Genomic DNA, 486 nt, shown 5'->3' on the forward strand with positions numbered 1-486 from the left:
ACGAGCGCCTCGAAGCTCCGCTCCAACGCTTCGACATCCAGCGCGCCACTCAGTCGCACCGCGACGGGCACGTTGTAGAACGCGCTCCCTGGCTCCAACTGGTCCAGGAACCACAACCGCTGCTGTGCGAAGGACAACGGCAGCGCGCCGCTTCGCTCCACGCGCTTGAGGGCCGGCTGCGCTGACTTCCCTGGGGCCGCTCGGCTCAGCCGCTCCGCCAACGCCTCCACCGTCGGCGCCTCGAAGACGTCCCTCAGTGGCAACTCCACCTGGAACTCTTCTCTCACCCTCGACACCAACTGCGTCGCCAACAGCGAGTGCCCGCCCAACTCGAAGAAGTCGCTCCTCACTCCCACTCGCCCGACGTTCAGCACCTCTTCGAAGAGTCGGGTGAGTCGCTTCTCCTCCTCCGTCCTCGGCCCTTCCCACTCCTCCTCCGAGGACTTCATCTCCGGCGCGGGCAGGGCCCTCCTGTCCACCTTCCCG

General features: G+C 66.9%; 1 protein-coding gene. It reads right to left on the reverse strand.

The annotated features are described in order from the left end of the window. The coding region (locus JGU66_36450) for a hypothetical protein (protein ID MBJ6766268.1) at positions 1-486 on the reverse strand (486 nt) is incomplete at both ends.

This window comes from Myxococcaceae bacterium JPH2, from assembly GCA_016458225.1.
GTDB lineage: Bacteria > Myxococcota > Myxococcia > Myxococcales > Myxococcaceae > Citreicoccus.